Annotated in this window: 21 protein-coding genes and 4 pseudogenes; 13 read left to right on the top strand and 12 right to left on the bottom strand. The window is 68.0% G+C overall.

Annotated elements, in window-relative coordinates; translation table 11 throughout:
* Position 1 precedes the first annotated feature (1 nt).
* A complete protein-coding gene (locus tag MB828_RS41230; RefSeq protein WP_301652632.1) occupies positions 2–1,198 on the bottom strand; it encodes an ABC-three component system protein in 1,197 nt (398 codons plus the stop codon).
* Positions 1,199–1,944: 746 nt separating this feature from the next.
* The gene (locus tag MB828_RS41225) at positions 1,945–2,826 is read right to left on the bottom strand and encodes a helix-turn-helix transcriptional regulator (protein ID WP_301652631.1); all 882 of its coding nucleotides are present in this window, start codon (positions 2,824–2,826) and stop codon (positions 1,945–1,947) included.
* Between the two features lie 224 nt (positions 2,827–3,050).
* Between MB828_RS41225 and MB828_RS41220 the strand changes: the two genes are divergently transcribed.
* The 5 genes from MB828_RS41220 to MB828_RS41200 all read left to right on the top strand — a co-directional run bounded on the left by MB828_RS41220 (position 3,051) and on the right by MB828_RS41200 (position 6,704).
* On the top strand, positions 3,051–3,374 hold the full coding sequence (locus MB828_RS41220) for a carboxymuconolactone decarboxylase family protein (RefSeq protein ID WP_301652630.1): 324 nt from the start codon (positions 3,051–3,053) through the stop codon (positions 3,372–3,374).
* 30 nt (positions 3,375–3,404) lie between these two features.
* Entirely contained in the window at positions 3,405–3,806 is a 402-nt protein-coding gene (locus tag MB828_RS41215; RefSeq protein WP_301652629.1) for a (R)-mandelonitrile lyase, read from the top strand.
* 31 nt (positions 3,807–3,837) lie between these two features.
* Positions 3,838–4,860 (top strand): zinc-dependent alcohol dehydrogenase family protein, encoded by a 1,023-nt coding sequence (locus MB828_RS41210; RefSeq protein WP_301652628.1) that lies wholly within the window; start codon positions 3,838–3,840, stop codon positions 4,858–4,860.
* A gap of 236 nt (positions 4,861–5,096) precedes the next feature.
* Positions 5,097–6,086 carry an aldo/keto reductase gene (locus tag MB828_RS41205; RefSeq protein WP_301652664.1) on the top strand — a complete coding sequence of 330 codons (990 nt, stop codon included), beginning with the start codon at positions 5,097–5,099 and terminating at the stop codon, positions 6,084–6,086.
* Between the two features lie 231 nt (positions 6,087–6,317).
* Complete coding sequence (locus MB828_RS41200) at positions 6,318–6,704, top strand: DUF2255 family protein (protein WP_301652627.1); 387 nt, start codon at positions 6,318–6,320, stop codon at positions 6,702–6,704.
* Between the two features lie 119 nt (positions 6,705–6,823).
* Here MB828_RS41200 and MB828_RS41195 read toward each other — a convergent pair whose 3' ends face one another.
* The 3 genes from MB828_RS41195 to MB828_RS41185 form a co-directional block, all read right to left on the bottom strand.
* Positions 6,824–7,021: a hypothetical protein gene (locus tag MB828_RS41195; protein WP_301652626.1), complete on the bottom strand. Its 198-nt coding sequence runs from the start codon at positions 7,019–7,021 to the stop codon at positions 6,824–6,826.
* A 354-nt stretch (positions 7,022–7,375) separates the two neighbouring features.
* Positions 7,376–8,269, bottom strand: coding sequence for a helix-turn-helix transcriptional regulator (locus tag MB828_RS41190; RefSeq protein WP_301652625.1), 894 nt, complete (start codon positions 8,267–8,269; stop codon positions 7,376–7,378).
* A gap of 231 nt (positions 8,270–8,500) precedes the next feature.
* Positions 8,501–9,472, bottom strand: a complete 972-nt coding sequence (locus tag MB828_RS41185; protein WP_301652624.1) for an aldo/keto reductase — start codon at positions 9,470–9,472, stop codon at positions 8,501–8,503.
* Positions 9,473–9,902: 430 nt separating this feature from the next.
* Here MB828_RS41185 and MB828_RS41180 point away from each other — a divergent pair, with 430 nt between their 5' ends.
* Positions 9,903–11,090: an MFS transporter gene (locus tag MB828_RS41180; protein ID WP_301652623.1), complete on the top strand. Its 1,188-nt coding sequence runs from the start codon at positions 9,903–9,905 to the stop codon at positions 11,088–11,090.
* 380 nt (positions 11,091–11,470) lie between these two features.
* Here MB828_RS41180 and MB828_RS41175 read toward each other — a convergent pair whose 3' ends face one another.
* A complete protein-coding gene (locus MB828_RS41175; protein WP_301652622.1) occupies positions 11,471–11,704 on the bottom strand; it encodes an acyl carrier protein in 234 nt (77 codons plus the stop codon).
* A 4-nt stretch (positions 11,705–11,708) separates the two neighbouring features.
* Here MB828_RS41175 and MB828_RS41170 point away from each other — a divergent pair.
* The 6 genes and pseudogenes from MB828_RS41170 to MB828_RS41145 all read left to right on the top strand — a co-directional run.
* Positions 11,709–12,189, top strand: a pseudogene (locus tag MB828_RS41170) (flavodoxin family protein); the annotation flags it as partial.
* 46 nt (positions 12,190–12,235) lie between these two features.
* A complete protein-coding gene (locus MB828_RS41165; RefSeq protein WP_301652621.1) occupies positions 12,236–12,628 on the top strand; it encodes a nuclear transport factor 2 family protein in 393 nt (130 codons plus the stop codon).
* A 234-nt stretch (positions 12,629–12,862) separates the two neighbouring features.
* The gene (locus MB828_RS41160) at positions 12,863–13,732 is read left to right on the top strand and encodes a helix-turn-helix domain-containing protein (RefSeq protein WP_301652620.1); all 870 of its coding nucleotides are present in this window, start codon (positions 12,863–12,865) and stop codon (positions 13,730–13,732) included.
* Positions 13,733–13,972: 240 nt separating this feature from the next.
* Positions 13,973–14,833 (top strand): helix-turn-helix domain-containing protein, encoded by an 861-nt coding sequence (locus MB828_RS41155; RefSeq protein ID WP_301652619.1) that lies wholly within the window; start codon positions 13,973–13,975, stop codon positions 14,831–14,833.
* Between the two features lie 484 nt (positions 14,834–15,317).
* Positions 15,318–16,904, top strand: a complete 1,587-nt coding sequence (locus MB828_RS41150; protein ID WP_301652618.1) for a Na+/H+ antiporter — start codon at positions 15,318–15,320, stop codon at positions 16,902–16,904.
* A gap of 118 nt (positions 16,905–17,022) precedes the next feature.
* Positions 17,023–17,322 (top strand): annotated as a pseudogene (locus tag MB828_RS41145) (helix-turn-helix domain-containing protein); the annotation flags it as partial.
* Between the two features lie 172 nt (positions 17,323–17,494).
* Here the strand turns inward: MB828_RS41145 and MB828_RS46790 are convergent.
* The 4 genes and pseudogenes from MB828_RS46790 to MB828_RS41125 all read right to left on the bottom strand — a co-directional run.
* A pseudogene (locus MB828_RS46790) lies at positions 17,495–17,860 on the bottom strand (MFS transporter); the annotation flags it as partial.
* 314 nt (positions 17,861–18,174) lie between these two features.
* Positions 18,175–19,032, bottom strand: coding sequence for an aldo/keto reductase (locus MB828_RS41135; protein ID WP_301652617.1), 858 nt, complete (start codon positions 19,030–19,032; stop codon positions 18,175–18,177).
* A complete protein-coding gene (locus MB828_RS41130; RefSeq protein ID WP_301652616.1) occupies positions 19,029–19,463 on the bottom strand; it encodes a cupin domain-containing protein in 435 nt (144 codons plus the stop codon). The genes MB828_RS41135 and MB828_RS41130 overlap by 4 nt, the downstream gene beginning before the upstream one ends.
* Positions 19,464–19,533: 70 nt before the next feature.
* Complete coding sequence (locus MB828_RS41125) at positions 19,534–19,854, bottom strand: carboxymuconolactone decarboxylase family protein (RefSeq protein ID WP_301652615.1); 321 nt, start codon at positions 19,852–19,854, stop codon at positions 19,534–19,536.
* 152 nt (positions 19,855–20,006) lie between these two features.
* On the opposite strand from MB828_RS41125, the pseudogene MB828_RS47055 reads away from it, so the two are divergent.
* A pseudogene (locus MB828_RS47055) lies at positions 20,007–20,919 on the top strand (helix-turn-helix transcriptional regulator).
* A 224-nt stretch (positions 20,920–21,143) separates the two neighbouring features.
* Here the strand turns inward: MB828_RS47055 and MB828_RS46785 are convergent.
* Both MB828_RS46785 and MB828_RS41110 read right to left on the bottom strand, forming a co-directional pair.
* Positions 21,144–21,323, bottom strand: a complete 180-nt coding sequence (locus MB828_RS46785) for an FAD-dependent oxidoreductase (RefSeq protein WP_343236241.1) — start codon at positions 21,321–21,323, stop codon at positions 21,144–21,146.
* Positions 21,320–22,087 carry an NAD(P)/FAD-dependent oxidoreductase gene (locus MB828_RS41110; protein WP_343236240.1) on the bottom strand — a complete coding sequence of 256 codons (768 nt, stop codon included), beginning with the start codon at positions 22,085–22,087 and terminating at the stop codon, positions 21,320–21,322. The genes MB828_RS46785 and MB828_RS41110 overlap by 4 nt, the downstream gene beginning before the upstream one ends.
* Positions 22,088–22,177: the final 90 nt, after the last annotated feature.

Below are 22,177 nucleotides of genomic sequence, written 5' to 3'. Positions count from 1 at the left end.
GTCACTGCTCCTGCTCGTCAGTGTGATTTTGGCAAAGGGCCGGGAAGTCGGGATGCCAGCCGGGGCCGTCGTCGGTGTCGGCGCGGTCGGCGAGGCTGTGCATGGTGCCCCGGCCAACCCAGCCGACAGTGTTGCTGCCCAGACGTGCCGGCTCGTCGGCCACCTTGTCCATCGTCTTGCGCAGCACGTCCTTGCCGACGGCGCGCTTGTCGGTCTCATCGCTGTCGTCATCGAGGTCATCGGTGAGATCGGCGAAGATGTGGTCCCACTCGTCCCACAGCCGCTGTTCGTAGTCCGACAGGCCCTCTTCGGTGATCTTGAAGGTGCGCAGCCATTCGGAGCGCTGAGCCCGCGCATGGTGGTAGTCGCGCAGGTAGGTGGCGATAGCCCGGTCCCTGAGGCCGACCCAACGCATCTGTGCGACCACCAGGTCGCGGTCGTAGGCGGCGATCTCCGCCTGGGTCAGGCGGCGCAGCTCTTCGGTGATGGGCAGGTTTTCCCCGGCGAACTGGTCGCTCACTTCGTCGAGACGGCACAGGAGTTCCTGTGCCGAGACCGACGTGCGCCGCCGCGCGGGGTCCTTGCGCTCCAACAGCTGTACGGCCACGCGGTACCACCACCCCTTGATCTGGTCGAGGACCGCGTCCTGCTGATTGGCCCGGATTCCCATCGCTTTGGCCAGAGTAGGGTCGAGGTCTGACATCACCGGGGAGCCGTCGCTGACCACGAGGGCGTCGACGAACTGGTAGCGCTGCGGCAGGGACAGTTCCAGGAACATCTTGCGTTCGTCGGCCGTGGTCTGCGGAGCTTCTGCATCCGCGACCTCTTCCATACGGGCAAGCGCGGCAGGTACGTCCCGCTGGGGCCCTCGACGCAGCAGGTAGAAGAAGGTGCCTTCGGCGGCCACCTGCGTGGTCACCAGCCGCAGCAGCGGCATCGACTCGGCGCCCGGATTGCCGAGCGTCTTCAAAGCGTCGATCCATGAAGCGACCGAGCGCCAGAAGTCCTTGCCGGTCTCGCTGAGCTGCCCGGCCTCGCCACGGTGCTTGGACTGCAGCAGTTCCTCAGGCGTCCCGCTCCCGTGGAGGAACTCGATGTCGTCGAGCACCTCCATGCGCACTTCGGCCGCAGGGTCGTCCCAACTGCGTTCGGCCAGCTCCAAGAGGGCCAGCTCGCACTGGTAGAGGTACCCGATCATCTGGCCGGCCGCTGAGTGCGATCCTGCTTGTGCCACGTTCCCCACTAGTTGATCGAGTACTACGCCCTGCGCGGCCAACTTGCCCGGTCGAATCCCGGATGGGCAGGCCAAAGACTTGGTGTCGGGCCGTCCGGATCGGCAAGCAACAGTACTTAGCGTCCGTGCAGCGCCTACCGATTATCACCTTTACCCAGTTGCTGGCAACGGGCAGCTCATCGTTCCGTGTTTCCAGGCCGGGAGCCACGTCCACCGCTACCGGTCACGCATCTCGCTCACAGACGGTTCCACAGAGCCGGAGTCGTCCAGCTCCCGGCCTCCGTCACATCGGTCGTCCCCGAGAGGCTTTCGAACAGCCTGGCCGACGCCACGTTCGCGAAGGGCCCGAGCTTGACCGTGTTGGCCACCCAGGGCGACAGTCCCCGATCGTGAACCGGTTCCCATCCTGCTGCCCGCCGACCGATGGAATCCGTCGAATGACGACTTAGACAAGTGGGCCGCGGACCGGTTGCGGCACAGTTACGAATTCTTGGACGGATCCGACTTCGGAAACACTGCCGTAGCCGACCTCCTCAAAGGCGGCGCAATGATGGTGATCCTAAACGGCCTCGACGAGATGGAAGTAGCTCTGGGACATGCCCATGCAGCCCAAGCCGATGGCCGAGACTTCAAGGCCCTAGCCGAGGATTCGCGTGTGCATGGTGGTGCCTCCTGCGGTATGGAATCGGGGCCCGGCCCGGAGATGCTGTTCAGTGGCTGCTGATGTCGGCGGCTGCGGAAGCGTCCTCGGAGGCGGCCCAGGCGGCCAGCACTTGCAGCGCGTCGTGGGCCGGAGTGTGCGGGCCGGCGCTGTATGCGGTCAGGGTCAGGCCGGGCTGCGCGGGCAATTCCATCGCGTCGAAGTCCAGGGTGATCTCGCCTACGGCCGGGTGCCGGAAAGATTTGCGGCCGGTGTGGTGCAGGCGCACGTTGTGCTTGGCCCAGGCGGTGCGGAACTCCTCGCTGCGGGTGACGAGCTCACCGATCAACCCGGTCAGCTCGCTGTCGCCGGGAGCCCGTCCGGCCTCGGTGCGCAGCAGGGCCACGGTCGTGTGTACCGACTGCTCCCAGTCGGGGAAAAAGTCACGGCCGTACGGGTTCAGGAACTGGAAGCGGGCGACGTTGACCGGGCGCGGAGCGTCATCACTGTACAGCGGGGCGTACAGGGCGTGGCCGAGGCGGTTGATCGCGAGGATGTCGAGGCGGCCGTTGCGGATGAAGGCCGGGGAGTCGGTCATGGAGTGAAGGACGCGCAGGACACTGTCCGGGAGCGGGCCGCGAACGCGTTTGGTACGGCGGGCGGGACGTCGGGCGACGGCGCGGGCCAGGTCGTAGAGGTGAGCGCGTTCGGCCTCGTCGAGCTGCAGGGCGTTCGCGACGGCGTCGAGGACCTCCTCGGAGGCCCCGGCGAGGTGGCCGCGTTCCAGACGGACGTAGTAGTCGACGCTGACGCCGGCGAGCAGGGCGACTTCCTCGCGGCGCAGGCCGGGTACGCGCCGGTTGCCGCCGTAGGCGGGCAGCCCGGCCCGCTGCGGGGTGATCTTGGCGCGTCGGGAGGCCAGGAAGTCACGGATGTCGCTCTCGGTACTCACGTCTTCCAGGCTAGGCGGGCGGGCCCGGGCGAGGGGGGTCCTGTCAGTACCTGTAACGGCCGTACCTTCCACCCGCGCGTGACCTGCGGTTTCCTCGGCAGTGGTCGCTATGGCGGCTCCCGGCGGACACCTCGGACGAGAGGCTCCGGACTGCCGGGACGGGCCCCCGACCCCAGAGTGGGAATGCCCGTTTCCACAACGTTTGCGAGTGAAGGAGTCGCCCGATGGCGAAGCAGTCCGCGCCCCAGGAGCTGGCTGGCATCGCGCCCAAGCTCGTCGAGGTCACCAATGAGGTCCTCTTCGGCGACGTCTGGGAGCGGCCCGGACTGTCTCCGCGGGATCGCAGCCTGGTGACCGTGAGCGTGCTGGCCGCGCTCTACCGCGGTGAGCAGCTCGGCTACCACCTCCGTGTGGCGCTGGAGAACGGGCTGAGCGTGGAGGAGCTGTCCGAGGCGATCACGCACCTCGCCTTCTACGCCGGCTGGCCCAACGCCATGACCGCGATCAACCTGCTCAAGCAGATCGGCGACGAGCAGGCCACCGCCTGACGGCGAACGGCGACAAAGGAGCACCACCTGATGGAATTGCTGAACAAGCAGCCGACGATGAAGCTGCCCGCCCAGTGGTTCACCGGCGACGCCTGGGCCGATGTGATCTACCGCGGTGAGGAACCCTCCCGCGCCCGCGCGAACGCGGTGCGTTTCGCACCCGGCGCCCGGACCGCCTGGCACAGCCATGGGCTGGGCCAGACCCTCTACATCGTCGAGGGCATCGCCCTGGTCCAGTCCCGTGGCGGCGAGATCCTCCAAGCCCACCCGGGCGACGTGATCTGGACGCCGCCGGGGGAGGAGCACTGGCATGGTGCCGCTCCGGACCACTTCATGACGCATATCGCGCTGTGGGAGACCGATGAGGTCGACTGGCTCGAGCACGTCGGCGACGACGAATACGCCGGCCCGCGCGCCAGCACCCGCCGCTGAACCGATCACGGAATCTGCAAGGAGCATCATCATGCGCGGAGCCGTTCTCCACGCCCCCGGGGACGTGCGCTTCGAGGAGCGCGACGATCCGAAGATCATCGAGGCGACCGACGCGGTCATCCGTACCGCCGCGACCTGTGTGTGCGGCTCGGACCTGTGGGACTACCGCGGCATCAACCCGGTCGAGCAGCCGACCCCGTTCGGCCACGAGTACGTCGGCATCGTCGAAGAAGTCGGCGCGGATGTGAAGACCCTGAAGCCGGGTCAGTTCGTCATCGGCTCGTTCTTCGCCTCCGACAACACGTGCGCCAACTGCCGCAACGGCTACCAGACCAACTGCCTGCACCGTGAGTTCGTCGGCGCCGAAGGCTGCCAGTCCGAGAGGATCCGCATTCCGCTCGCGGACGGCACCCTGGTCGCCACGCCCGACCAGCCGGCCGAGGAGCACATTCCCAGTCTGCTCGCCTGCTCTGACGTGATGGGCACCGGCTGGTACGCGGCCGTCGCCGCCGCGGTGCAGCCTGGCGACACGGTCGCGGTGGTCGGTGACGGCGCGGTCGGCCTATGTGCGGTCATCGCCGCCAAGGAACTCGGTGCGACGCGGATCATTGCCATGTCCCGGCACGAGGCCCGGCAGGAGCTGGCCCGCGAGTTCGGGGCCACCGATATCGTCGCCGAGCGCGGCGAGGAGGGCATCGCCCGCATCAAGGAGATGACCGGCGGGATCGGCGCCGACCGCGTCCTGGAGTGCGTGGGCACACCGGAGGCGATGCAGCAGGCGCTGCGCTCGACGCGGCCCGGCGGCAACGTCGGCTTCGTCGGCGTCCCCCACGGCGTGGCGATCGACGGCACCGAACTGTTCTACTCCCACGTCGGCCTGCGCGGCGGCCCCGCCCCGGTGCGCGAGTTCCTACCCGACCTGATCGACCGCGTGCTCACCGGCCGCATCAACCCCGGCAAGGTATTTGACCTCACCCTGCCGCTCGGACAGGTCGCCGACGCCTACCAGGCCATGGACGAACGGCGCGCCATCAAGGCACTCCTCAAGCCCTGAGCCGGCCGTTGCACAGCACGGGGCGCGAGTCGGCCATGGCCGGTCGGCGCTCGCTTCGGGCAGACCTTTGCCGAAGTGACCCGGCCGCGCCCGCCGGCCTGCCGCACATGCTCGGCGCCCCGCACGGCCGAGGACCGTTCCTCCAGGGTCCCGGCATGGCACGCCCCGGCCCGTTGAGGCTGCGTGCGCTGCGCCCTGTCCACTGCCCTACCGGATTGGACGCATCACCCGTGACGATGATGTACAACCACCTCGGCCGGACCGGCCTGAAGGTCAGCAAGCTCGGCCTGGGGACCATGAACTTCGGCTGGGTCACCGACGAGCTCACCGGCTTCGCCATCCTCGACCGAGCCGTCGAGGAAGGCATCAACTTCATCGACACCGCCGACGTCTATGGCGGACCGCAGTCACCCGACATGGAACAGGGCTACGGTCTCTCCGAGGAGATCATCGGCCGCTGGCTGGCCCAAGGAGACGGCCGACGCGACAAGATCGTGCTGGCCACCAAGCTCTACCAGCCCATGGGTACCGGCCCCAACGACAAATACCTCTCGGCCTACAAGATCCGCAGGGCCGCCGAGGCCAGCCTCCGACGGCTGCAGACCGACCACATCGATCTGTACCAGATGCACCACATCGACCGCTCCACGCCGTGGGACGAGATCTGGCAGGCCATGGAACAACTTGTCCGCGAGGGCAAGGTCACCTATGCCGGCAGCAGCAACTTCGCCGGCTGGCACATCGCCACCGCCCAGCAGGAAGCGGGCAAGCGACACTTCCTGGGTCTCGTGTCCGAGCAGAGCCTGTACAACCTGGGCGCCCGCGCCATCGAACTCGAACTGATCCCCGCCCTGCGCCACTACGGTCTGGGCCTGATCCCTTGGAGCCCGCTGGGCGGCGGCCTGCTCGGCGGCGCCCTGCGCAAGGCCGACAGCGGTCGGCGTTCGTCCCCCGACTTCCCGGCCACCGTCGAGCAGCACCGGCCGCAGCTCGAACGCTACGAAGCCTTGTGCGCGGACCTCGGCGAGCGGCCCGCGGACGTCGCCCTCGCGTGGCTGCTGCACAACCCGGCGGTCGCCACCACCATCGTCGGACCCCGCACCCCCGAGCAGCTGACCGAATCACTGCGCGCCCCGCACCTGTCCCTGTCGCCCGAGACTCTCTGGACGCTCGACGAGATCTGGCCGGGCCCCGGTGGCGAGGCCCCCGAGGCGTACGCCTGGTAGCCCGGCGGGCAAGGCGACACGACGGCCGCCCGCCGGTCAGCGCGTCGCCGGGAACGACGCGGCCGCCTTTCGTTCCGAGGGGGCGTCCGCACCGGAGGCGGCGGGTCGGTACCGACCGCCACGGATGCCTCCGAAGCGCATCGGCTCCTGGACGCCGGCGGCGTACGTGGCCGCATCATCCTCGAGTTCCCCGTCCGCTGATCCACCGCCCAGAACAAGGAAGGCATGACCATGAGCGGCTGGCCCACCGAAGACATCGACCGCATCGCCGCCAGCGACGACCTGCATGTCGCCCCGTTCCGACCCGATGGGAGCACCACCGGGACGCCGACCTGGATCTGGTCGGTGGTGGTGGACGGGCGCCTGTTCGTGCGGGCATGGAACGGGACTTGCTCCCGCTGGTACCAGGCCGCGATGGCTCAGCGCGCCGGGCAGATCACTGCGGTCGGCATCACCTATGACGTCGAGTTCCAGCCTGCCGACACAACGATGGGCGGCCGGATCGACACCGCCTACCGGACCAAGTACGCCGACAGCAGCTACCTGCCGCCCATGGTGTCCGCAGGCCCGCAGGCCGCGACCATCGAGATCACCCCGCGCGCCGGCTCCGCATCCTGAACTGGCCGCCTTGAGAGGAATCGAACCGGCAGATCATCCAGGCAGCGCAGTCGGTGGCCCAGGCGCGCGGCGTGTCCATGGCCACGATCGCTCTGCCTGGGTCTTGGCGAATCCGGTGGTCAGATCATCGGTGTATCCAAGCCGCGCGCGCACATCATCTGGCGGACGCCGTCGCAGCCCTCGACATGCCCCTGACCGACGAGGAGATCACTGCGATCGAAGAGCAGTACACGCCGCGGCTTGCCACCGGCATGAACGCCGCAGACCTCCCCCGGCCCGATAGCCAAAGGTGACCGGCCACGTGCGGTGAGCGGCATGCCCCGGCTCCCGCAGGCGCGGTATCCGGGGATTGCGAGGCCATTCGGTAGCCCTCAGCGGTGTGGTCCAGGGGCCCAAGTGAGGCCGAAAACCCTGCCCTGGCTGGCCTGGTCGGCGACATCAGCCCTGCGGGCGAGCCGCTGCCAGCGCCGCGGTCGCGGACGAGCCGTTCGTCCTGCGGCGCGGCATCGGCGATCACGCGCGGCCCTGCGGCCTTCGCCAGCTGCAGGGCCTATCCGCCGACTGCGCTGGCCGCCCCGTTTCACCGGCCGGGTGAGGCGAGGAGCGCAGCACTTGTCGACGCTCCCCGCAGGCCAGGGCGGGGGCAGCGCACGGTCGGGCGGGGAGGTCTTTCAGCGGTCGTCGGCGTCTGCGGGGGCGACAGACGCGTCTTGCGAGGTTGCGGCCCAGGAGGCCAGGAGCCGGAGTGCGTCTTCGGATGGCGTGCCGGGCTCGGCGCTGTAGACGGTGATGGACAGTCCGGTGTCCCCGGGCGCGGGCAGAGCAAGGGCTTCATGGACCAGCTCGAGGTCACCCACGACCGGGTGCCGGAACCGCTTCGTCCCCTCGTTGTAGACGTGCACGTCGTGTGCCCCCCACATCTTGCGGAACACGTCGCTGCGGGTGGAGAGCTCGCCGATGAGGTTGGACAGCTCGCGGTCGTAGGGGTTCTTGGCAACCTCCACGCGCAGTGATCCGACACCCTGGCGGGCCACGCGCTCCCAGTCGCCGTAGAAGCTGGCGGCCCGCGGGTCGAGGAAGACGAACCGGACGGTGTTGACGGGCTCCGCCACGCCGCCGTCGAACCACTCGCAGTGCAGCGCCCGGGCGAGCGGGTTGGCCGCCAGTACGTCGAAGCGGTTGTTACGCACGAATGCCGGCAGGTCCGGCATGCCGTTCACGATCCGCTCGATGCTGGGCCGCACCGTCGACCTCACGCTGCGCCGTCGGGCACGGGCCGGGCTGGTGTTGGCTGCCCGCGCCAGGGCGTAGAGGTGATCCCGTTCGGTCTCGTTGAGCCGCAGGGCACCGGCGACGGCGTCCAAGACGCTGTCGGACACGCCGCTGAGGTTGCCGCGTTCCATGCGGGTGTAGTACTCGACGCTGACGCCGGCCAGCATGGCAAGCTCGCCCCGGCGCAGTCCACTGACCCGGCGGTTCCCGTAGACGGGCAGTCCGGCCTGCTCGGGCGTGACCCTGTCCCGGCGACTCCTGAGGAACGTGCGGATTTCGCTGCTGTTGTCCACGCCTCCAGCGTAGAAGCGGATCCGCAGACGAGAGAGTCCCTGCTGTTACCCCCTTGGCGCGGTAGCGGCGTCGATGGGTGCGGTGTGCTTGGCTTGGGCGGTGTTCCACCGGACCCCTCGGGTGCGTGTCAGGAGCGCGATACAGCTCCTCGCGGCCGTGGGTCGCCACCACGGAGGACCGTATGCCGGCCAGCGGGGCCGGCGGCCGGGCCGGTTGCCGGAGTGGTTGCGTCAGTCGAGGTTCCGGAGCTTGGCGATGTCCTCGTCGGTCCGGTTGCCGTGGAGGTCGATCTGGGCGAGTTCGGCCTCGATCCGGTCGAACTCCTCGCCGGAGAGTTCCACGTCCGCCGCACCGAGGTTTTCCGTGATGCGCTCGAGCCTGCGGGAGCCGGGAATGGGGACGATGAAGTCCTTCTTGTGCAGCATCCATGCCAGGGAGATCTGGGCTGGGGTCGCCCCCTTCTCTTGGGCGAAGGCGGTGAGCACGTCGAGGAGGGGCTGGTTGGCCCGCATGTTGTCCGGCTCGAAGCGGGTGATGACCCGGCGCACGTCGTCGCCGGTGAAGCGGTCGTCGGCGGAGACGGTGCCAGAGAGGAATCCGCTGGCGAGCGGGCTGAAAGGCACGAAGCCGATGCCGAGTGCTTCGCATGCGGGGATGACATCGCTCTCGAACGTGCGTTCCATGATGGAGTACTCGTTCTGGATGGCTGTCAGGGGCGTCACGGCGTGCGCACGGCGAATCTGTGCCGCGGTGGCCTGCGACTGGCCCCATCCGAGGATCTTGCCCTCGTCGATCAGTTCTCCCATGACGGCGGCGACGTCCTCGACGGGCAGCCAGTCGGGCACGCGGTGCTGGTAGTACAGCTCGACATGATCGGTTCCGAGCCGGGACAGGGAGGCGTCGAGGCGGGCGCGGATCTGTTTGCCCAGCCCGGCTTCGTGGTCGATGGTGCTCGGATGGAACTTGGTGGCGAGCACGACCTGGTCGCGGATGGGCGCCAGGGCGCGGCCGACGAGTTCTTCGTTCGCGCCGGCTCCGTAGACCTCGGCGGTGTCGAAGAAGGTGCAGCCAAGATCGAACGCCTGGCGCATCAGGTCGATGGCCTCCGGCTCGCCGGGGCCCGGTCCGTAGCCGTGGCTGAATCCCATGGCGCCCAATCCGACGGCGGACACCTCAAGTGCTCCGATGGTCCTGGTCTTCATCTGTTGCTCCTCTCCCTTGGGTAGATGGGTCCCGGTCCAATGGGCCGGTGTCCGGGTCGGCGTACGGGCCTGTCCGAGCGGCGTACGGGCTTGGGTGACTGCCGGCAAGCAACGGGCAGTACCGGTGACGTCACCTTCAACGACATCCGATCTCCGCCGGTGCAGCAAGGAGCGAGGGGGGTACTGCTCTTACCCCCACCGCCAGGCTCTCCCTCGCGCGCTCCCGCGCGGGCACAGTGGGCCAGACTGCATCACCCTCACGCAACCCGCGCGGGGCGTCGTGATCAACGTTCCGCTGATGTGGATTCTCGCCCGGTCTTTCGCACCTACGCCGAACCGCTCGATGCCTGACCACCCTCCGACCGCGAAGGACGTGCCAGTGCCCTCCTCTCTCATATCCAGCCCGCCGTCCACCGCCCGGCAGCAGGCCATGACCCGAATCTTGACCCTGCTGTTCGCCTTCGCCGGCGGACTGGCTGTGGGCAACCTGTACTGGGCCCAACCCCTGCTCGACTTCATCGCCCACGACCTGCACACCTCCCCGGCCGCCGCAGGCTGGCTGGTCACCGCCACCCAGATCGGCTACGCGCTCGGCATCGTGCTGATCGTCCCGCTCGGCGACATCCTCAACCGCCGGCGCCTGATCCCGGTGATGATGCTCTGCTCGGCCGCCGCACTCGCTGCCTGCGCCGCCGCCCCGTCCTTTCTCGCCCTGGCCGCCGCCATCACGCTGCTGGGGATGACGACCGTGGCCGGCCAACTGCTCACCCCACTCGCCGGGGACCTCGCCGACGACGCCCACCGCGGCGCCGTGGTCGGCACCGTAGTCTCCGGACTGCTCACCGGCATCCTCGTCTCGCGCACCGTCAGCGGCCTGGTCGCCGCGTACGCCGGCTGGCGCACCATCTTCGCCACCGCCGCCATCGCCGCCGTCCTGGTCGCCGCCTTGCTGTACCGGGCGATTCCACCGGTGCCGCCCAAGACCCGCATGTCCTACCCCGCGCTGATCGCCTCGGTCGGCCGGACCGTGCGCCAAGAGCCTGCCGTGCGGTGGACCCTGGCGCTCGGAGCAAGCGGCTTCGCCATGTTCACCATGTTCTGGACGGCCTTGACCTTCCTCCTCAGCGGTGAACCCTTCTCCTACCCGGTGTCGGTGATTGGTCTGTTCGGCCTGGCCGGGCTGGCGGGGGCTCTGGCCGCGCAGCGCGCGGGGCTCCTGCACGACCGCGGCTGGTCGCTGCCCGCCACCGGCGCCGCCTGCGCACTGTCGCTGATCGCCTTCGGTATCGCCGCCGCTGCCCGTGCCTCGGTGCTGCTCGTCATCGTGGCCATCGTCGTGCTGGACGTGGCGGTCCAAACGCTTAATCTTCTCAACCAGGCGCGCCTCTTCGCCGTCTCTCATGAGGCCCGCAGCCGCCTGAACACAGCCTTCGTAACCGGCAACTTCGTCGGCGGCGCCATCGGATCGGCGGCGGCCGGCCTGCTGTGGGCACACGGCGGCTGGAACGCCGTGTGCACTGCCGGCGCATCCCTGGCCGTGGTCGCCCTCGCCGTCTGGGCTCTGGGCCGGCGAGGACCGCTGAGGACGACGGCCGCCGCCAGCGGTGCCGCATCCTGACCCTGCGCCAGTCGGCGACTCGGGCGGCAACACCCACGACAAGTCGCGTTGATACGAGCTGTGTGTGCGCCGTTCTCGTCAGCGCCTGCCGACGGGAACACGCCGACGGCCGAACGCGGCGTCGCGCACCTGACGTATGGCGGATCCGTCCCTGGCGCGCAGCCTGCAGGACGTCTGACCCGCACGGGAAGTGTGGCGGGTGCCGCCTCGTGGTCGACTGGCCTCGACGTCACCTTGAGGGCTGCTCCTGGTGAGGAACTCATTTGCTCAGCCAGAACGGCGCCGCTATCACCTTGGGGCCCGGCCGGGAGGGCGTAGTGCCAGTCCCGGCCGGGCAGATCACTCGCCGAAATGTGTGACAGTCATCTCGGACCTGGACGTCAGGTCATAGCGCTGCGCTCTTTCATCAATGCCGCGATGTCACGCAGAGTCGATGCGTCTGTCAGTTCATCGTCGCTGACCTTTATGTCAAGGTCTTTCTCCAGGATGAGGGAGAGCTCGACGAATGCCAGGGAACCCAGGCCGATATCGGTTGGCCTGGCGTCCTCGGTGATCTGATCCCCCGGAATCTGAAACTTGTTGACGAGGATGACTTTCAATGCATCGAACGGCATACCGATCCCCGTCGACACGATCACCGACGAGCAGTGGGCCCAGCTGGACGAAGCGGACACGATCATCTTCGGCTCCCCCACCTACATGGGCACCGCCTCGACGGGCCTTCCATGCCTTCGCCGAGGCCACCAGCCAGCGGTGGTCCGTCCAGATCTGGACGGACCAGGTCGCTGCCGGGTTCACCAACTCCGGCGGCAAGAGCGGTGACAAGTCCTCCACCCTCGGTTACTTCTCCACTCTGGCCGCCCAGCACGGCATGCACTGGGTCAACCTCGGCCTGCTGCCCGGCTGGGGCAGCACCACGGGCAGCGAGCACGACATCAACCGTCTCGGCTACTTCCTGGGCGCCGGCGCCCAGACCCCCACCGACACTGGCCCCGAGGGCGTCCACAAGGCCGACATCACCACCGCCGAAACCCTCGGCGGCCGCGTCGCCCGCGTCGCCGCCATTTACAAGGCCGGCCTCGCCGGCATCAGCGCCTGATTCTCAGTATCCCGCCAACAACCGCCCGCAGTCGAAGGAGCTCGCCATGCCCAACTCGGCGAACATCACCCTGGTTCGTCGGTTCCACGAATCCCGTATGGCCCCTGAAGTCATCGCGGAGACCGTGGCGTCCGACATCGTCTGGGACATCACGCCCGGTTTCCCTGGCGGCGGGGTCTACCAGGGCTGGGACAGCGTGGCCCGTGACTTCTTCGGCCCGATGCGACCGAACTTCGAGGCCTTGGGCTCCGTCCCCGAGCAGTACTTCACGGACGGCGACGGTCACGTCTTCGTGCTCGGGCAGTACCACCCCGAGACCAAGGCCGGGAACAAGGCGGACGTACGGTTCATCCACCTGTGGACCATCCGAGATGGCAAGATCGCCGGACTGGTGCAGGCCGCGGACAGCCACGTGCTGCAGCAGGCGTTGAACAGCTGAGGTCCGTCCTCCTGTCAGCCGCCCCCTGCACGGTACAGAGCAGCTCGGCCGACGCTCGACCGGCAGGTGTGCGGTCGCGCCATCTCTTCGATGCGCTGGCAAGGGCAGGGCCTTCTCGTCGTGCGCCGTAGACCAATCGGCGCCCTGACGAATGCCGGCCATTGTTTGCACAATCAGATGTCCAGGCACGGAGTCTTTTCTCATGTGCCTGGACATCGTGCGATTCTGGGAACCATGAGTCGTGACCTGCACCTGAACGAGCTGGGTGAGTTCCTCAAAGCACGCCGTGCGGCCCTCGGCCCAGCCGACGTAGGACTCCCTGTTGTAACCGAGCCGCCGCGCAGAGTCGCCGGGCTGCGCCGCGAGGAGGTGGCGCTGCTGGCGTCTATCAGCACCGAGTACTATGCGCGGATCGAGCAGGGGCGGCTGCAGGCATCCACTCCTGTGCTGACCGACCTCGCCCGGGTGCTCCGACTCGATGCGGACCAGCGCACCTACCTCTTCGAACTCGCCGCCAAGAACGAGCTGCCCCCTCACACGACCCGGCAGCGGGTCGATCCACAGCTGCAGTTCCTCCTCGACGACCTCGGCACGAGCCCTGCGGTCGTCGTCGGCCGTCGTACCGACGTGCTCGCCTGGAACCAGCTGGGCGCCGCACTGTTCGCCGACTTCGGGCGTATCCCGGAGGCTCGCCGGGTTTACATCCGGATGCTGTTCACTGACCCTGCGCTGCGAGACCTGTACGTGGACTGGGAAGAGGTCGCCCTCCTGGGTATCGCCCAGCTCCGCATGGAGAGCGCCCGCTACCCGGGGGATCCGCAGCTGATTGCCCTGGTCGACGAGCTGTCGACGTTGGATTCGCAGTTCAGGCGGTGGTGGACCGAGCACCATGTCGCCGCCAGGACCTTGGGGACGAAGAGGTTGCGCCATCCGGTCGTCGGAGAGCTGACCCTCGGATGGAGCGCCCTCGGCTGCGCAGGCGATCCCGACCAGCACATCATCGCTTGGACAGCCGCTCCCGGCTCTCCCTCCTATGACGGCTTGCGGCTTCTCGCTTCCTGGGCCGCGGACCAGGACCTCACTTCTTCCAGCATCCTCGCCTGATCAGTCGGCAGGACGGCTGTCGGGCAGCGGGGTCGATCATCGCTCCTCCGGTCCGCGCGTCAGAGCTGCCGCTTGGCCAGCCCGTGCTCCAGACGGGGACCGTGGGCATGCGGCCCGGTCTCAAACGACCACAACACGCACCCGACGTTCCTTGGAGGCGATGAAAATATCCTGGGACTCGTTGTCCTAGGTAAATATTTTCTCCTTCAGCTGGACTCGCCCCGGGTGCACACTGGCCTAATGACCAGCAACGCCCACCTCAAGGAGCTGGGCGAGCTCCTCAAGAACCGCCGCGGCGAACTCAGTCCCCGCACCGTTGGCCTTCCCGGCACCGGCACGCGACGTGTTCCGGGGTTGCGTCGGGAGGAAGTCGCCCAGCTCGCCTCGGTCAGGACCGAGTATTACACCCGTATCGAACAGGGCCGTATCCCGCCCACGGGCCCGGTCTTGCAGATCCTGGCACGGGTCCTGCACCTCAGCGACGAGGAGCGAGACCGCGTCTTCGAGCTGGCTGGGAAGGGCACTGATCTGCCGCGCCGCCACAGAGTGCAGAAGACCCTTCCCGTACTGCAACAGCTGCTCGACGACCTCGCCTTCACACCAGCCATCGTGATGGGCCGCCGCATGGACATCCTTGCCTGGAACACCCTCGGCGCCGCCCTGGTCACCGACTTCTCCCAGATTCCCCACAAGCACCGTAACTTCGTGCGCGTCCTGTTCACCGACCCCGCCATGCGCACCCTGTGTGCCGATTGGGACAGCGTCGCGCGCCTGTGCGTGGCCATGCTCCGGGCACAGGCCGCCAAGCATCCTGGAGACCCGCACCTGGCCACGCTGGTCGGCGAGCTATCCGTGCGAGACGACGACTTCCGTACGTGGTGGGGCAGCCACAAGGTCACCTCAGCCACCATCGGCGCCAAGGCCCTCCGCCATCCCGTCGCCGGCGACCTCGCCCTCAAGTGGGACACCCTCACCCTCAACAGCACTTCCGACCAGCACCTCACCGTATGGACCGCCGAGCCCGGCTCGCCCAGCCATGACGGTCTGCGTCTACTGGCCGCATGGACCGCCAGCTTCGACGGCAACTCCTCGGTTACTTGAAGATTGCGTATCGCGTACCCTCTCCCAGGGCATGCGGGGGGAAGATTTCTTACCCCTCACAGTGCCCGAATCAGATGCAAGGCTGGTGGCGGAACCGCAACGCCCTTCCAGGAGCACTGTCGCCATGCCCCCTTGCAACCGCCGAAACGCATCCTGCTCGGGCCGCGCTGACCTCATGGCGACCATCGACGGCGTGGTGCGCGGAGCCGCAACCGACAGCGCCTCCTATCCGGTGGACACCGTCACCAAGGAGCATTCGGCGCAGTTGAACACTGGCAGCGCCCAGACTCCTCGACCTCTGGCCGTGCAACCACTCGGAAGGCCCAGAGCACTCGTTGCGGATGCAACTGGGACTGACCCTGACCTTGCGGATTGCAGCCCTTGGTGAGCGGGTTGTACGCCTCCACCTGGATGCCGTTCTTCCGGCTGAGGTCGACGATCTTGCGCGGGAACGACTCCGTAACCCCCTCCAGGAGAGATTGCCGTGCACGGTCTTGAATTCGTCGTGGTCTTGGGCGTGGCCGTGCTGGTGGGCAACGCCATCGGACAGCGCTTCCGTATCGCGCCGCCGATTCCCCTACTCGTGACGGGGGCGGCCCTGGGATTCATCCCGGAAATCCGGCAGGCTCAGTTTCCGCCAGAGGTCGTGCTGTTGCTTTTCCTGCCAGTGCTGTTGCACTGGGAAAGCATCACCACCTCCCTGCGAGAGATGCGCAGCAACCTGCGTGGCATCGCGCTGATGAGCACGGTCCTCGTCATCTTCACGGCTTGGGCAGTTGCCGCGGCCGGGCATGCCCTCGGCCTTCAGTGGGGCCCTGCCTGGGTGCTCGGCGCAGCTGTCGCCCCCACGGACGCGACAGCCGTCGGAGTCCTGGCCCGCGCCCTTCCGCGCCGCCACGTCACATTGTTGCGTGCGGAGAGTCTGGTGAACGACGGGACGGCCCTCGTCATCTACGGTCTTGCCGTCGGTATCACGGTCGGCGAGGAACACCTGAGCCTTCCGCATGTCGGCGGGCTGTTCATGCTCGCCTACGGGGGCGGAGCCGTCGCCGGAGCAGCGGTCGCCTGGGCCAACACGATTGTGAGGCGCCGCCTGGATGATCCGCTGCTGGGTAACCTGGTCATGATCCTGGCGCCCTTTACTGCGTATCTTCTGGCCGAGCTTGTCGAGGCGTCCGGAGTTATCGCAGTGGTCACCTGCGGCCTGATCATGTCCCAGGTCGCCCCTCGCATCATCCGCGCAGAACACCGCACCCAGGCGCTGGCGTTCTGGTCACTGACCACGTTCATCATCAACGGTGCACTGTTCGTCCTGGTAGGCGTGGAGCTGCAGTATGCGGTTCGCGATCTCGGTCGCGCCGACCTCAAGGACGCGCTGATCGCCGTGGGTGCCGTCTTCTCCGTACTCGTCGCCGTCCGCTTCGCGTTCCTGTTCGCTTCCGCGTACCTGATTCGCCTGCTTGACCGCCGCCCCGAGCAGCGCCTGCTCCGGGTCAGTCACCGGGCGCGTGTGATCAGCGGATTGGCAGGCTTCAGGGGTGCGGTATCCCTCGCCGTGGCCCTCTCCGTCCCGCAGACACTCGACTCGGGCGAGCCTTTCCCCGACCGCAGCTTCATCATCTTTGTCACCTCTGGTGTCATCCTTGTGACGCTGGTGACCCAGGGGCTGCTGCTGCCGGCGGCGGTGCGCTGGGCGAAGCTGCCGCCCGACACCTCGGTCGACGAGGAGCACAACCTCGCCGCGACCACCGCCATCGAGGACGCGCTGAAGGCGATGCCCGAGCTCGCCGCCGAGTTGGGGACCGGGCCGAAGACCGTGGAGTGGCTGCGCCAGGAGTACTCGGGTCGCCTCGCCTCCGCGAGGGCTCGCAGGTCGGGCGCCGAGGACGACCCGGCGGTGCTCATGCACCAGGACTACACCGCACTGCACCTAGCCCTCATCGCCCACAGACGCGCCACCGTCATCCGCCTCCGTGACGAACTCCAGATTGACGACACGGTCCTGCGCCGTCTGCAGGCCGATCTGGACAGTGAGGAAGTCCGTCTGTCCGGAGGGTCGATGGTGGAGTGATCAGCTGCACGACCTAGGTGTATTGATCACGAGCGTTGTTGACACTGGCGGGTCTTGCACGTGGCGAAGACCTCCGATGTGGTGGAGCTGTCTAGGAACACACCGCACGGAGATCTTCGTGTCCCACCGTAATGCTCGGTTGACCGTTCACGGCAGGCGGATCCTGGTCGAGCGTGTCCTCGCAGGTCGACCCGTTGCGCACGTCGCTACGGAGATGGGGATATCCCGGCCCACGGCCCACAAATGGGTCCGCCGCTGGCGAGCCGAGGGAGACGCGGGTCTCAGCGACCGTTCCAGCCAGCCCCGAACGACCCCGCACCGGACGTCCGCCGCTGTCGAGACCCGCGTCTGCAGGCTGCGGACCGCCCGCAAACTCGGCCCGGCACGGATCGGCCCGATCCTGGGCCTTCCCGCCTCGCGGCGGCGGCCACCACGAACGCCGCGATCACCCGCGGCGCGGTGAAGTCGGCGCTGCCGGCCTCGATCACCCCGTAGGTCAGGGCGCCCATCGCGATCACTGCGGTGATCTGCCTGGCCCAGTCGAGGGGGACGCGTTGGTGGGGCGAGCGGGGGGCCCGGGCGAGCAGGAGCAGGGCCGCCGCCGCGGCGGGCAGGTTGATGAAGAAGATCCACCGCCAGGACAGCTCGGGGAGCAGTCCGCCGAGCCCGGGGCCGGAGGATGACGCCACCGCGCCGCCCATGGCCCAGATCGCCACCGCCCGCGCCCGGCGGCGCGCATCGGGGTAGGCGTGGCCGATCAGCGCCATGGAGGCCGGCATCATCACTGCGGCCGCCGTTCCTTGGACGAAGCGGGCGGCGACCAGCGTGCCCAGGCACGGGGCGAGGCCGCAGGCGGCCGACGCGGCGGCGAACACCGCCAAGCCCGGGGCCAGTGCGCGGCGGGCGCCGATGCGGTCGGCCAGGGATCCGGCGGACAGCAGCAGCGCGGCGAACATCAGGGTGTAGCCGTCGACGACCCACTGCAGGCCGGTGCCGGGTCGAGGGCAGGGCGACGTTGACGACGACGGCGTCGAAGGTGATGACGAAGAAGCCGAGGACCGCGGCCGCCAGCGCCGCACCCGCGGCGCCGGTCCGGGGCGGCACGGCGGCTTCGCTGCCGGGGCAGCTGAGCCCGGTGCGGCGCATGGCGGTAGGTCCTCGTATCGGGGCCGTGGTCACGGGCCCAGCAGGGTTTTGACGGCGCGGCGCGCGATCCGGTCCGGTGCGCCGTGGCCGGCCCGTGCCGGCGCGAGGGGGCGTTGGCCTGGCGTCACTTGCCGCTGTAGACGGGGAAGGCGCTGTGCTCGCCGTAGTCCACGTCGCGCAGGTCGCGCAGGACGTCCATGTCGTCGCCGGAGATCTCGAAGTCGACCTCTGCGTTGGAGCGCATGTGCTCGGGTTTCGCCGTCTTGGGCAGCGACACCGCGCCCAGTTGCAGGGTGTAGCGGATACACAACTGGGGGACGGACACACCGTACTTCTGTGCCATCGCCTGGACTTCGGCGTTCTTCAGGATCGCGCCGTGGGCGATCGGCGAGTACGCCTCGACGAGGATCTGCTTGCTCTCGCAGTAGGCCAGCAGGTCGGAGGGGGTGTTGCCGGCGTGCACGAGCAACTGGTTCACATGCGGGACGACGCTCGCGCCCGACAGGATGTTCTCCAAGTCGTGCTGCTGGAAGTTGGACACGCCGATGGACCGGATCTTGCCTGCCCGGTGGGCATCCTCCAGGGCACGCCACGCCTCGCGGTTGCCCTCGGCGTAGTCGCCGCCGCGGAAGTCGTCCCACGGCTGCGGGCTGTGGATCAGCATCAGGTCGACGCGGTCCAGGCCCAGCTTCTCCAGAGAGCCGTCGACTGCCGCGAGCGCCCGGTCGTAGTCCTTGATCTCCGCGGCGAGCTTGGTCGAGACGAACAGCTCCTCGCGGGGCACACCCGAACTGCGCACGCCCTCGCCGACGCCGCGCTCGTTGCCGTATGCCTGGGCGGTGTCGATGTTGCGGTAGCCGATCCGGACGGCTGCGCGGACCGCGTCGGCCGCCTTGTCGTCGTCGATGAACCAGGTGCCGAGCCCCAGCCTGGGAATCTCGACGCCGTCTGCCAGCGTGTAGGTCTCTTCCAGGACGGTCATGCGTTCGCTCCGTTCTTCGGCAGCTTGCCGTACACCTCGTCGGTGACGGGCTCCAGCCATTCGTTGCTGAGGTTCTGGCCCGGCGTGATGAAGGCGACGTGGGAGAACCACGAGTCGGCCTTCGCGCCGTGCCAGTGCTTGGTGCCCGCAGGGACGCGGACCACCGTTCCCGGCTCCAGGCTGACCGGGTCCTCGCCCTCGGCCTGGTACCAGCCGCTGCCCGCCGTGCACAGCAGGATCTGGTCACCGCCGCCCGACGTGCCATGGTGGATGTGCCAGTTGTTGCGGCAGCCCGGCTCGAAGGAGACGTTGCTGACGGGAACGGTCCCCGAGGCGAGCGGAGCCAGGTAGCTCTGGCCGATGAAGTACTGCGCGTAGGCGTCGTTCTTCTCCCCGAGGGGGAACATCTGTTCAAATCCGTCGGCAACCATTTCGTTCCTTCCGTTGATTCGACATGCCCCACCGGTCGTGCGGGGCGTCGTCGCGCCGCTCGCGCCCAGGTCAGGCGGAACGCTCGTCGGCGATCTTCTTCAGCTGCGTGACCGCGGTCATCGCGTTGGGCCAGCCGGCGTAGAACGCCAGATGCGTGATCGCCTCCGACAGCTCCGCCACGCTTAGCCCGTTGTCCAGGGCGACACCGAGGTGGTAGCCCAACTGCTCGCTGCGGTACAGCGCCGCCAGGACGCTCACGGTCACCAGGCTCCGGTCGCGCGGCGACAGCCCGGGGCGCTCCCAGACGTCACCGAAGAGAACCTCGTCGGTGACCTCGACCAGCTTCGGGGCGATTCCCGCAAGCGCCTGGGGCGCGGACTGCTTCGGCATGAGGAGGACCTCCTTGATCGAACGAGTGGACCGGCCCCCGACGCCGCCGACGGCCTCTGATATCGAGGAAACCCCCAGCTCAAGGAGACGGAGAAGGGTCTGCTGTTGCAGGTACTGACAGGACCCCCCACGTCTGCGCCGTCCGGCTTAGCGTGGAAGGCACCGAGAGCGACATCCGCGCATTCCTGGCCTCCCGCCGCGCCAAGATCACCCCGCAGCAGGCCGGGCCGCCCGCCTACGGCGGCAACCGACGCGTGCCCGGCCTGCGCCGTGAAGAAGTCGCCCTCCTCGCCGGCGTCAGCATCGACTACTACGTCCGCCTCGAACGCGGCCACCTCGCCGGAGCCTCCGAAGAAGTCCTCGACGCCGTCGCGAACGCCCTCCAGCCCGACGACGCCGAACGCGCCCACCTGTTCGACCTGGCCCGCGCCACCGCCAAACGCCCCACCCACCGCACCAAACGCCCGGCCGCAGCCGTCCCCGACAGCGTCCTGCAGGTCCTGGCCTCCATGACCGACTCACCGGCCTTCATCCGCAACGGCCGACTCGACATCCTCGCCACCAACCCCCTCGGCCGCGCTCTCTACGCCCCCTGTTCCCCGACCCCACCGCGAAGACCACCAACATCGCCCGCGCCCAGTTCCTCACCCCCGAAGGCCGCGACTTCTTCCCCGACTGGGAGGCGGGTGTCAACACCACCGTCGCCTGTTGCACACCGAAGCCGGCCGCGCCCCCCACGACACCGAGCTGACCGGGCTGATCGGCGAACTCGTCACCCGCAGCGAGGAGTTTGGCACCGCCTGGGCCAAGCACAACGTGCGCCTGCACCACACCGACCGCAAAGCGTTCCACCACCCCGCCGTCGGCGACCTCACCCTCGACTTCGACGCCATGGAACTACCGGCCCTGCCGGGGCTGACCCTGACTGCCTACAGCGCCACCCTCGGCACCCCCGACGACGACGCCCTGCGACTCCTCGCCACCTCGGCCGCCACCGAGCACCCGTCAGGCGCAGACGGTCTCCCCAGCATGTCGTCGACTGACATCACTCCTGACATCCGCTGACCACGCCAATCCAGAAGGGCCTGTGCTGCCCGGAATCATGAACTGTTCGATTCCTGAGCGGGTCACGTGCTGTCCAAACTCGAACTCGTCAACAGCTGCTGTCGGTTCTCGGTGAACAGAGCCAAGGGCGTGCTCGAAGTCGGCGACGGCGCCGAGGATCTGGAAGAGGTTCCGTCCGGAACGTTGTCCAGCGGCTGTATGTGGCAGATCACTACGCCCTTCAGTCAGCCTTGAGCTCCGGCGGGTACAGGAAGTAATTCGCCGCCGAGGCCGCCTGGGCACCCTCGTGTACGGCGGCGGTCACTTGGTGCGAGTGCAGTGACATCTCCGGCGGCATAGACGCCCGGTACCGAGGTCTTCTGTTCAGTGTCAACGTCGATCCAGCCGCTGCCGGCGAGTTTCACTCCGAGCTGCGATGCCAGGCCGGTCTCCGGGGTGGGGTGGCACCCTGAATACTGAACAGCGAGTCGAGCTCCAGACGCTGGTCGTTACGCGTGATCACTGCAGTCAGGTACCCCTCGGACCCTTCCACCGCTCGGATGTGATCGTGGATGACGGGGATGTTGGCGTTCTCCAGTCGCTGCTGGAATCGAGGGCTGATCTGGTTGGTCTCGCTGTTGGTCAGCAACTTGATCCTGTCGGTCAGACTGTGCAACTGCATCGCCTCGCCCGCAGCGGCGTCGGTGTGCCCGACCACGAGAATGTCCCGCCCGCGGTTCTCGTACCCGTCGCAGGTGATGCACCAGAACATGCTGCGGCCGACGTACTGTTCCCAGCCGGGGAAGTGAGGAAAGTGGTCCAGCACCCCCGTCGCAAGTACGACCGCTCGACCGTGCCATGAGTGGCCGCCCTGAGCGGTCGCCACGAATCCTCGGTCGGCGTCACCGCTGACGGCTGTGACGCGGTGGTGTACGAAGCGGATGTTGTCGTACCGGGCAAGCTGTTCCCGCCCTAGCTCGCGGAGCCCCACAGTGGCGATGCCGTCAGGAAAGCCCAGGTAGTTGTGGTTGGTCTGGTGATGCGTGGAGCGGCCATGCCCGGTGTCGAAGACCAGCACGTTGCGGTTGTAGCGGGCCAGGTACAGGGCCGCGGAGAGCCCGCCGGGGCCTCCGCCGATGATGAGCGCGTCAGCCGAGTTACCGGACGTGAGGTGGAGGTCGGTCACCATACTCGTTCCTTGGGATGTCGACGCGGTGAGCGCAGGTAGCAGATGCAGTGGGCGTGGAACACGGCCTGTCAGAAGGCCGGTCGATGACCA

The sequence above is a fragment of the Streptomyces arenae genome (genome assembly GCF_022343545.1).
GTDB classification, from domain to species: domain Bacteria; phylum Actinomycetota; class Actinomycetes; order Streptomycetales; family Streptomycetaceae; genus Streptomyces; species Streptomyces humi.
This window is presented reverse-complemented; position numbering and strand designations above follow the sequence as displayed.

What these genes read in the sequence shown, in the direction of transcription:
- MB828_RS41185 (WP_301652624.1), bottom strand. Translation starts at nt 9,472, where the DNA reads ATGAAGACCAGGACCATCGGAGCACTTGAGGTGTCCGCCGTCGGATTG.
- MB828_RS41160 (WP_301652620.1), top strand. Translation starts at nt 12,863, where the DNA reads ATGAGTCGTGACCTGCACCTGAACGAGCTGGGTGAGTTCCTCAAAGCA.
- MB828_RS41210 (WP_301652628.1), top strand. Translation starts at nt 3,838, where the DNA reads ATGCGCGGAGCCGTTCTCCACGCCCCCGGGGACGTGCGCTTCGAGGAG.
- MB828_RS41215 (WP_301652629.1), top strand. Translation starts at nt 3,405, where the DNA reads ATGGAATTGCTGAACAAGCAGCCGACGATGAAGCTGCCCGCCCAGTGG.
- MB828_RS41180 (WP_301652623.1), top strand. Translation starts at nt 9,903, where the DNA reads ATGACCCGAATCTTGACCCTGCTGTTCGCCTTCGCCGGCGGACTGGCT.
- MB828_RS41135 (WP_301652617.1), bottom strand. Translation starts at nt 19,032, where the DNA reads ATGACCGTCCTGGAAGAGACCTACACGCTGGCAGACGGCGTCGAGATT.
- MB828_RS41110 (WP_343236240.1), bottom strand. Translation starts at nt 22,087, where the DNA reads ATGGTGACCGACCTCCACCTCACGTCCGGTAACTCGGCTGACGCGCTC.
- MB828_RS41175 (WP_301652622.1), bottom strand. Translation starts at nt 11,704, where the DNA reads ATGCCGTTCGATGCATTGAAAGTCATCCTCGTCAACAAGTTTCAGATT.
- MB828_RS41125 (WP_301652615.1), bottom strand. Translation starts at nt 19,854, where the DNA reads ATGCCGAAGCAGTCCGCGCCCCAGGCGCTTGCGGGAATCGCCCCGAAG.
- MB828_RS41230 (WP_301652632.1), bottom strand. Translation starts at nt 1,198, where the DNA reads ATGATCGGGTACCTCTACCAGTGCGAGCTGGCCCTCTTGGAGCTGGCC.
- MB828_RS41220 (WP_301652630.1), top strand. Translation starts at nt 3,051, where the DNA reads ATGGCGAAGCAGTCCGCGCCCCAGGAGCTGGCTGGCATCGCGCCCAAG.
- MB828_RS41165 (WP_301652621.1), top strand. Translation starts at nt 12,236, where the DNA reads ATGCCCAACTCGGCGAACATCACCCTGGTTCGTCGGTTCCACGAATCC.
- MB828_RS41195 (WP_301652626.1), bottom strand. Translation starts at nt 7,021, where the DNA reads ATGCCGCTCACCGCACGTGGCCGGTCACCTTTGGCTATCGGGCCGGGG.
- MB828_RS41130 (WP_301652616.1), bottom strand. Translation starts at nt 19,463, where the DNA reads ATGGTTGCCGACGGATTTGAACAGATGTTCCCCCTCGGGGAGAAGAAC.
- MB828_RS41205 (WP_301652664.1), top strand. Translation starts at nt 5,097, where the DNA reads ATGATGTACAACCACCTCGGCCGGACCGGCCTGAAGGTCAGCAAGCTC.
- MB828_RS41200 (WP_301652627.1), top strand. Translation starts at nt 6,318, where the DNA reads ATGAGCGGCTGGCCCACCGAAGACATCGACCGCATCGCCGCCAGCGAC.
- MB828_RS41155 (WP_301652619.1), top strand. Translation starts at nt 13,973, where the DNA reads ATGACCAGCAACGCCCACCTCAAGGAGCTGGGCGAGCTCCTCAAGAAC.